Annotated in this window: 8 protein-coding genes; 4 read left to right on the top strand and 4 right to left on the bottom strand. The window is 72.6% G+C overall.

What is annotated here, in order from left to right; translation table 11 throughout:
* Positions 1-84: 84 nt before the first annotated feature.
* Together AB0I76_RS18275 and AB0I76_RS18270 are read right to left on the bottom strand one after the other, a co-directional pair.
* Positions 85-1,428, bottom strand: a complete 1,344-nt coding sequence (locus AB0I76_RS18275) for a pitrilysin family protein (RefSeq protein ID WP_357036513.1) — start codon at positions 1,426-1,428, stop codon at positions 85-87.
* A gap of 29 nt (positions 1,429-1,457) precedes the next feature.
* Positions 1,458-2,768, bottom strand: a complete 1,311-nt coding sequence (locus tag AB0I76_RS18270; protein ID WP_357036510.1) for a pitrilysin family protein — start codon at positions 2,766-2,768, stop codon at positions 1,458-1,460.
* Between the two features lie 193 nt (positions 2,769-2,961).
* On the opposite strand from AB0I76_RS18270, the gene AB0I76_RS18265 reads away from it, so the two are divergent.
* From AB0I76_RS18265 to AB0I76_RS18250, 4 genes are read left to right on the top strand one after another with little or no spacing between them, the layout of a single operon-like run.
* Positions 2,962-4,026 carry an ABC transporter substrate-binding protein gene (locus tag AB0I76_RS18265; RefSeq protein ID WP_357036507.1) on the top strand — a complete coding sequence of 355 codons (1,065 nt, stop codon included), beginning with the start codon at positions 2,962-2,964 and terminating at the stop codon, positions 4,024-4,026.
* Positions 4,023-4,802, top strand: a complete 780-nt coding sequence (locus AB0I76_RS18260) for an ABC transporter ATP-binding protein (protein WP_357036504.1) — start codon at positions 4,023-4,025, stop codon at positions 4,800-4,802. The genes AB0I76_RS18265 and AB0I76_RS18260 overlap by 4 nt, the downstream gene beginning before the upstream one ends.
* Positions 4,792-5,676, top strand: a complete 885-nt coding sequence (locus tag AB0I76_RS18255; protein ID WP_357036501.1) for an ABC transporter permease — start codon at positions 4,792-4,794, stop codon at positions 5,674-5,676. The genes AB0I76_RS18260 and AB0I76_RS18255 overlap by 11 nt, the downstream gene beginning before the upstream one ends.
* A 1-nt stretch (position 5,677) precedes the next feature.
* Entirely contained in the window at positions 5,678-6,112 is a 435-nt protein-coding gene (locus AB0I76_RS18250; protein ID WP_357036499.1) for an Rrf2 family transcriptional regulator, read from the top strand.
* Between the two features lie 5 nt (positions 6,113-6,117).
* Here the strand turns inward: AB0I76_RS18250 and AB0I76_RS18245 are convergent, their stop codons facing one another.
* Both AB0I76_RS18245 and AB0I76_RS18240 read right to left on the bottom strand, forming a co-directional pair.
* A complete protein-coding gene (locus AB0I76_RS18245) occupies positions 6,118-6,306 on the bottom strand; it encodes a hypothetical protein (RefSeq protein WP_357036496.1) in 189 nt (62 codons plus the stop codon).
* Positions 6,307-6,633: 327 nt separating this feature from the next.
* Positions 6,634-7,627, bottom strand: a 994-nt coding sequence (locus AB0I76_RS18240; protein WP_357036493.1) for a DEAD/DEAH box helicase, incomplete at its 5' end; no start/stop codon positions are given.

The raw sequence follows: 7,627 nt of genomic DNA, 5'->3' as shown, positions 1-7,627 counted from the left end.
CGGGTGAGCTGGCCGGCCGCGTCGAAGGTGGTCTTCATCTCCTCCTCGGCCAGCGGGCGGCGGTGCGCGCACCTGCCCGACGGTTCACGCCGACACCGGCTCGGTGACGACCGGGGTCAGCGCGGCGAGCTGCGGGCCGATCCGGTCGGCGTCGCCCAGCACGACGGTGACCGCCCGGGCCGGCGCCAGGTAGCGGGCCCCCGCCTCGGCGACGTCGACGGCGGTCGCCCTGGCCAGCCGTGCGGCGTGTTCGGCGAGGAAGTCCAGACGCAGGCCGTTGCCGGCGTACGCGCTGGTCAGCGAGGCGAGACCGGCCTGGGTGGACATGCCGAGCTGAAGGGTGCCGAGGGCGTACTGGCGGGCCTGCTCCAGCTCGTCCTCCCTGGGCGGGAGCGAGGCAAGCCGGCCCAGCTCGTACGTGGTCTCCAGCAGCGCCGGGCCGGTGACCTCGGTGGCCACCTCGGCGGCGGCGACCAGTACCGAGCCCGCCACCGAGTGCTCGACCAGGGAGTGCGGCCCGTACGTGTAGCCCTTGTCCTCGCGGATGTTCTCCACCCAGCGGGAGGAGAAGTAGCCGCCGAAGATCAGGTTGGCCAGTTGCAGGGCGGCGTGGTCCGGGTGCGTACGCGGCACCGCGGGCAGCGCCACCCGCAGCGACGACTGGACCGACCCGGGCCGGTCCACCAGCAGCAGCGGGCCCGGCTCCAGCGGCGGCGCGGGCGGCAGGTCGGCGGTGTGCCCGGCGCCGTTCCAGCCGGACAGGGCCTTCTCGGCCGCGTCCAACGCCCGTTCCGGCTGCACGTCACCCACCAGCACCAGCACCGCGTCGGCGGGGTGCACCCGCTGGGCGTGCAGCGTGCGCAGCACGCCCGGCCGGACCGCCCGGATCGCCTCGGGCTCCGGGGTCTGCACCGCGTACGGGTGCTTGCCGTAGATCCGCTTGAGCAGCGCGGTGCGGGCCAGGTGCGCCGGCTGGCTCCGCGCCACCTGGATGCGGTCGACCAGCCGGTCCCGCTCGGTGGCCACGTCGTCGGCCGGGTACGTCGCGCCGGTCAGCACCTCGCCGAGGATCTCCAGCATCCGGTCCAGCCCGGTGACCAGACCGGCGCCGGAGAGCATCAGCCGGTCCGGGTCGATGCCGGCGGACAGCCCGCCGCCGACCTTCTGCAACTCGGCCGCGATCTGCACGGCGGTCATCGACTCCGTGCCGGAGAGCAGGGTCTGTGCGAGCATCGCGCCCCGGGCCAGCGGGGCCCGACCGAACGGCATCCACAGCCGCAGCTCGACCAGGGGTACCGCCGGCCGGCGTACGGCGATCACGGTGAGGCCGTTGCCGAGCGTGCGCTCGGCCTGCTTCGGCAGCTTGAGCCTGCGGGTGGGACCGAGCGGCGGCAGCGTGCGCGGCGCGGTCGGGACGGTTGCCGTCATCGAGCCCCCTTTCGTTCGCGACTTCCCGCTCACCGGCCACCTCCGGGAATGACCTCGATGGACGCGCGGCACTCCGGCCGCAGGGTGGCGGCGGCGGCGCGTACCTGCTCGTCGGTGACCTCACCGACGAGCCGGGGCAGCTCGTTGAGCAGGCCCGGCTCGCCGCGCTGCTGCTCCAGGACGGCCATCCGCAGGGCCCGGCCGAGCACCGCGTCGGTGTCCCGCAGCAGGTGGGTCGCCATCCGGGCCTGGGTGCGGGCGAGTTCGCCCTCGGTGGGGCCGTCGGTGGCGAGCCGGTCCAACTCCTCGTCCATCGTGCGCAGCACCTTGTCGACGTCGCCGCCCGGGGGCAGGTGCGCCTGGAGCAGCAGGGCCGTGGGGTCCCGCACCTCGAACGGGTCGCCCATGAAGCCCAGGTACCCGCCCAGGCTGGTCACCGACCGGTCCCGCTGCACCAGCCGCTCGACCAGGCGGGACGCGTCGCCGTCGGTCAGCACCTCGGCGAGCACCACGTAGGGCAGGTAGCCGGCGAAGTCGGTGACCGGGTCGGGCACCCGCCAGGCCGAGGCGATCGCCGGCAGCGGGGCCAGCCGGTCGGTGTACGACGTGCGCCGTTCGGCGGCCAGGTCCGGCTCGGCGAAGCTCGGCCGCTCCGGTGCCGGCCGGGCCGGCACGTCGGAGAAGTGCCGCTCGACCAGGGCGGTCGCCTCGGCGACGTCGACGTCCCCGCTCACCGCGAGGACGGCGTTGCCGCTGGCGTAGTAGCGCCGGAAGAAGTCGGCGGCGTCGGCGACGGTGGCCGACTCCAGGTCGTCGAAGGAGCCGTAACCGTCGTGCGCGTTGGGGAACGTGTCGAACATGACCGGCGGAAGGGTCAGCCACGGGAACCCGCCGTACGGCCGGTTCAGCACGTTGACCCGGATCTCCTCCTTGACCACGTCGACCTGGTTGCGCAGGTTCTCCTCGGTCAGCCGGGGCCCGCGCATGCGATCCGCCTCGAGGAACAGCGCGCGCTCCAGGGCGTTGCTCGGCAGGGTCTCGAAGTAGTCGGTGTAGTCGAGGTGGGTGGACCCGTTGAAGGTGCCCCCGGCGCCCTGTACGTGCCGGAAGTGGGCCAGCTTCTCCAGGTTCTCCGAGCCCTGGAACATGAGGTGCTCGAAGAGGTGGGCGAACCCGGTGCGTCCCTCCGGCTCGGAGCGGATGCCGACGTCGTAGACGACCGCCACCCCGATGACCGGGGCACTCCGGTCGGGCGTGAGGACCACCCGCAGGCCGTTGTCGAGGGTGAACCGCTCGACCGGATACTTCGTGGCTGGGATCTTGGCTCTCCGCGTCGGCACGGGATCGACCCTAGCGCGTCGGCACCTCCCGTACCCCTACCTCCCGCCACCCGTCGCGGGCCGCCGCCCGAGGGTCGGGGCGCCGCCAACGCTGGGATCGATTGTCCCGCCATGCGGACGAGTCTTGACCGCGGCCGGACCCTGACCCAGTCTTCCTATCAACTAAGTAGGAATACTGCGGATTGGATGGGCGATGAGACGCTCCCCCCTGCCTCGGCTGGCCTCTCTGGCCGCCGTCGCCGTCGTCGGCGTGGCGGCCCTGGGCACCGCCGCCGCCTGCGGCGACGACAGCGAGAGCGCGGGCGGCGGGTCCGGCCCGGTCACCCTGCGCCTCGGTTACTTCCCCAACATCACGCACGCCCCCGCCGTGGTCGGCGTCGAGAAGGGCATCTTCGCCGAGAAGCTGGGTGTCGACGTCAGGCTGGAGACGACCACCTTCAACGCCGGCCCCTCGGCGATCGAGGCCGTCTTCTCCGGCGCGCTCGACGCGACGTACATCGGTCCGAACCCGACCATCAACGCGCACTCCAAGTCGAAGGGCCAGGCCGTCCGGGTCGTCTCCGGCGCCGCGTCCGGCGGCGTCGCCCTGGTGGTCAAGCCCGAGATCACCTCGTGGGAGCAGCTGCGCGGCAAGAAGATCGCCACGCCGCAGCTCGGCAACACCCAGGACGTGGCCATCCGCTACTGGCTCAAGGAGAAGGGCCTCAAGACCACCAAGGAGGGCGGCGGCGACGTCCAGATCGTCCCGCAGGAGAACTCCCAGACGGTGGAGACCTTCACCACCGGCGCCATCGACGGCGCCTGGGTGCCGGAGCCGTTCGTCTCCCGGCTGGTCAACGCCGGCGGCAAGGTGCTCGTCGACGAGCGGGACCTCTGGCCGGACAAGAAGTTCGTCATCACCAACCTGATCGTGAGCACGACGTTCCTGAAGGAGCACCCGGACGTCGTGCAGAAGCTGGTCGAGGGCCAGGTCGCGGCGAACGAGTTCGTCAACGCCAAGCCGGACGAGGCGCACCAGGCCATCGCCGACCACATCGGCAAGATCACCGGCAAGCCGCTGGACCTCAAGCTGATCAAGCAGGCGTGGCCGACGCTGGAGTTCACCAACGACCCGATCGCCTCCTCGCTCAAGGCCGGCCTCGACCACGCCGTGGCCGTCGAGCTGACCCAGCCGGTGGACCTGGGCGGCCTCTACGACCTGAGCCACCTCAACAAGGCCCTGAAGAACCAGGGCAAGCCCGAGGTCGTCCAACCATGACGTCGACCACGACGACGCCGCGCAGCGCGACCGCTCCGGTCGCGCTGCACGGCGTGACCAAGGTGTACGGGCACGGGGCGAACGCCGTCCTCGCCCTAGACGGGGTCTCCCTCGACGTCGCGCCGGGCGAGTTCGTCTGCCTCGTCGGCGCGTCCGGCTGCGGCAAGAGCACCCTGCTGAACCTCGTCGCCGGGCTGGACCGGCCGAGCGGCGGACGGATCGACCTGCCCGACGGCGTCAACCCGGGGCTGATGTTCCAGGAGCCGGCGCTCTTCCCGTGGCAGACCGTCGAGGGCAACGTCGAGGTGCCGCTGAAGCTGCGCGGCCTGCCCCGGGCGGCACGGCGGGAGAGGGTCGCCGAGTTGCTGCGTACGGTGCACCTCGCCGACTTCGGCCGCAAGCGTCCGCACGAACTGTCCGGCGGTATGCGGCAGCGCGTCGCGCTCGCCCGGACCCTCGCGCTGGACACCCCGGTGCTGCTGATGGACGAGCCGTTCGGCGCCCTCGACGCGATGACGCGCGACATCCTGCACGACGAGTTGGAACGGATCTGGACCGAGCGAAAGCTCACCGTGCTCTTCGTGACGCACAACGTCCGGGAGGCCGCCCGGCTGGCCGACCGGATCATCCTGCTCTCCAGCCGGCCCGGTCGGATCATCTACTCCACCCGGGTCGACGTGCCCCGGCCGCGCCGCATCGACTCCCCGGAGGTCTCCGCGATCGCCGCCGAGGTCACCGACCGGCTCCGTACGGAGGTGGGCCGCCATGGCCAGTGACACCCTCACGACCGCCCAGCGCAGCGACGCCGAGATCTCCGGGCTGGACGCGCTGGAGATCGCCGGACGGGACAAGGAGACCTCCCGTGCGGCACAACTCTGGGCCGCCACCTGGCCGAAGATCGCCGCGCTCGCGCTGGCCGTGGGCATCTGGCAGGTGGTGGCGTGGACCGGCTGGAAGGAACCCTGGGTCCTCCCGCCGCCGGGTCCGGTCCTCGCCGACCTCGGCGAGTACGTGCTGAGCGCGGCACTGTGGGACGGACTGGCCACCACCGGCCGGCGGGCGGCCCTCGGGTTCGCCGCCGCACTGGTGATCGGGCTGGCCCTCGGCCTCGCGGTGGCCCGGGTACGGGTGCTGCGCGCGGCCCTCGGCTCCATGATCACCGCGTTGCAGACGATGCCGTCGATCGCGTGGTTCCCGCTGGCGATCCTGCTCTTCGGGCTCACCGAGCAGGCCATCTTCTTCGTGGTGGTGCTGGGGGCGGCACCGTCGATCGCCAACGGCGTCATCTACGGCGTGGACTACGTACCGCCGCTGCTGCTGCGGGCCGGCCGCAATCTGGGCGCCCGCCGGTTGAACCTCTACCGGTACGTGATCGCGCCCGCCGCGCTGCCGGCGATCGTCGCCGGGCTCAAGCAGGGCTGGGCGTTCGCCTGGCGCAGCCTCATGGCGGGTGAGCTGCTGGTCGTCATCGCCACCCGCACGTCGATCGGCGCCCAGCTCACGTACGCGCGGGACTTCTCCGACGCGGAGCGGCTGATCGCCATCATGATCGTGATCCTGGTGGTCGGTCTCGTGGTGGACGCCGCCTTCGGTGCCGCGGACCGGGCCATCCGGCGGCGCTGGGGCGTGCTGGACCCGGCCGGTCAGTGACGTGTACGTCTCCGCGCGCAGCGACTACGCGCTCCGGGCCATGCTCGCCGTCGCCGCCGGCGGCGGCGAGCTGGTCAAGGCCGCGTCCCTGGCCGACGTCCAGGACATACCGCTGAGCTTCCTCCAGGGCATCCTGGTGGACCTGCGTCGGGCCGGCCTGCTGCTCAGTCACCGCGGCACCGAGGGCGGGTACGCACTGGCCCGCCCCGCCAACGAGATCACCGTCGGGGACGTGCTCCGCGCCGTCGGCGGTTCGCTGACGACGGTACGGGGGCTGCCCGCCGAACGGGCCGGCTACCAGGGGGTGGCCACCGGGCTGCAGGACGTCTGGCTCGCCGTGCACGGGGCCATCGCCCTCGTGGTGGACCGGACCACGCTCGCCGACCTGCTGCGGGTGCCGAATCTCCCGCCGGTGGACGACCCGCTGCCGAGCTGACCGGGTCAGCCCGCGGTGCTGTCCGTCGGCCCGGTCGGGCTGTGCAGTTCGACCGGGCCGGCCGGCGCGGCCCCGTCCGGTGCCGCGTGCCACGGCGTGAAGACCGCGACCAGCGCGAGCAGTACGCCCGCTGCCGCCAACGCCACCACCAGCAACAGTTCCCGCACCGCCCCCGAGCCGGTGTCAGCCGTCATGGTCACTCCTCCCGCGCCGGACGGTCCGCCCGGCTCGTCCCCCACCGGACAGCCTGGGCGACGTGACCGACGGGCACTGTCACGGATCGGACCGACGACCGCTGATTCCCGACTCAGCGGCGTCCCGCAGGCGGCGTGTCTCGCGACGAACCGAGCCGGTGGCAGCGTGCCAGGACGACGTGGCAGCGGAATACGGGATACGAGACGCACGAGCGTGATGTCTGTCAGACATTTTTATGTCTGACAGACATCACGCTCTTCGAACATGCCGTGACCCGCCGGGCGAACGGACCCGGTGCGGCGACGGCTTTCAGCGGCTGACGGTGGTCAGCGGGCCTGGGGACGTCGGGGCCGGCGCGAACGCCCTGCCGACGAGCGTCCCGACGGCCGGTGGGCGGCCCGGTTGCCGGCGGCGGATGCTGCCGGCGGGGGCGGGGCGATCGTCACCGGCACGCCCGAGGGCTCCTGTGCCCCGGTCACCAGGGTCAGCGCCTCGTCGCCGGGGCGTACCTGGGTGGCCCGGGCCCGGATGCCGGCCGCGGCCATCAGCCGGGAGACGTCCCGGCGCTGCTCGGGCAGGACCAGGGTGACCACCGTGCCGGACTCGCCGGCCCGGGCGGTGCGTCCACCCCGGTGCAGGTAGTCCTTCGCCTCGGTCGGCGGGTCCACGTTGACCACCATGTCGAGCCCGTCGACGTGGATGCCCCGGGCCGCCACGTCGGTGGCGACCAGCGCGGTCACCTGCCCGTTGCGGAACTGCTCCAGGATCCGCGTCCGCTGCGGCTGCGACTTGCCGCCGTGCAGTGCGGCGGCGCGTACACCCTTGGCGAGCAACTGGCGGGCGAGCCGGTCGGCGCGGTGCTTGGTGCCCATGAACATGATCGTGCGGCCCTCACGGGCGGCAATCCAGGTGAGCGCGGCCGGCTTGTCCGCCGCGTCGACGTGCAGCACGTGGTGGGTCATCGCGGTGACCGTGGCGGTGCCCGGGTCCACCGAGTGCGTCACCGGGTTGGTCAGGAAGCGACGGACCAGCTTGTCCACGCCGCCGTCCAGGGTGGCCGAGAACAGCATGGTCTGGCCGTTCGGTGCAACCTGCTCCAGCAACTTGGTGACCTGCGGCAGGAAGCCCATGTCGGCCATCTGGTCGGCCTCGTCGAGCACGGTGATCGCCACCTGGTCGAGGCGCGCGTCGCCGCGGTTGATCAGGTCGTGCAGCCGCCCCGGGGTGGCCACGACCACCTCGGCGCCGGCGCGCAGCTCGTCGGCCTGCCGGTTGAGCGAGAGGCCGCCGACCACGGTCGCGCAGCGCACGCCGACCGCC

It is taken from the genome of Micromonospora sp. NPDC049799 (assembly GCF_040656655.1).
Lineage (GTDB): Bacteria > Actinomycetota > Actinomycetes > Mycobacteriales > Micromonosporaceae > Micromonospora.
The sequence above is the reverse complement of the archived record's forward strand: the minus strand, read 5'-3'. Positions and strand labels throughout refer to the sequence as shown.

Bases quoted from the DNA above. Each gene is read 5' to 3' on its own strand.
- AB0I76_RS18255 (WP_357036501.1), top strand. From the start codon at position 4,792: ATGGCCAGTGACACCCTCACGACCGCCCAGCGCAGCGACGCCGAGATC.
- AB0I76_RS18260 (WP_357036504.1), top strand. From the start codon at position 4,023: ATGACGTCGACCACGACGACGCCGCGCAGCGCGACCGCTCCGGTCGCG.
- AB0I76_RS18275 (WP_357036513.1), bottom strand. From the start codon at position 1,428: ATGACGGCAACCGTCCCGACCGCGCCGCGCACGCTGCCGCCGCTCGGT.
- AB0I76_RS18265 (WP_357036507.1), top strand. From the start codon at position 2,962: ATGAGACGCTCCCCCCTGCCTCGGCTGGCCTCTCTGGCCGCCGTCGCC.
- AB0I76_RS18245 (WP_357036496.1), bottom strand. From the start codon at position 6,306: ATGACGGCTGACACCGGCTCGGGGGCGGTGCGGGAACTGTTGCTGGTG.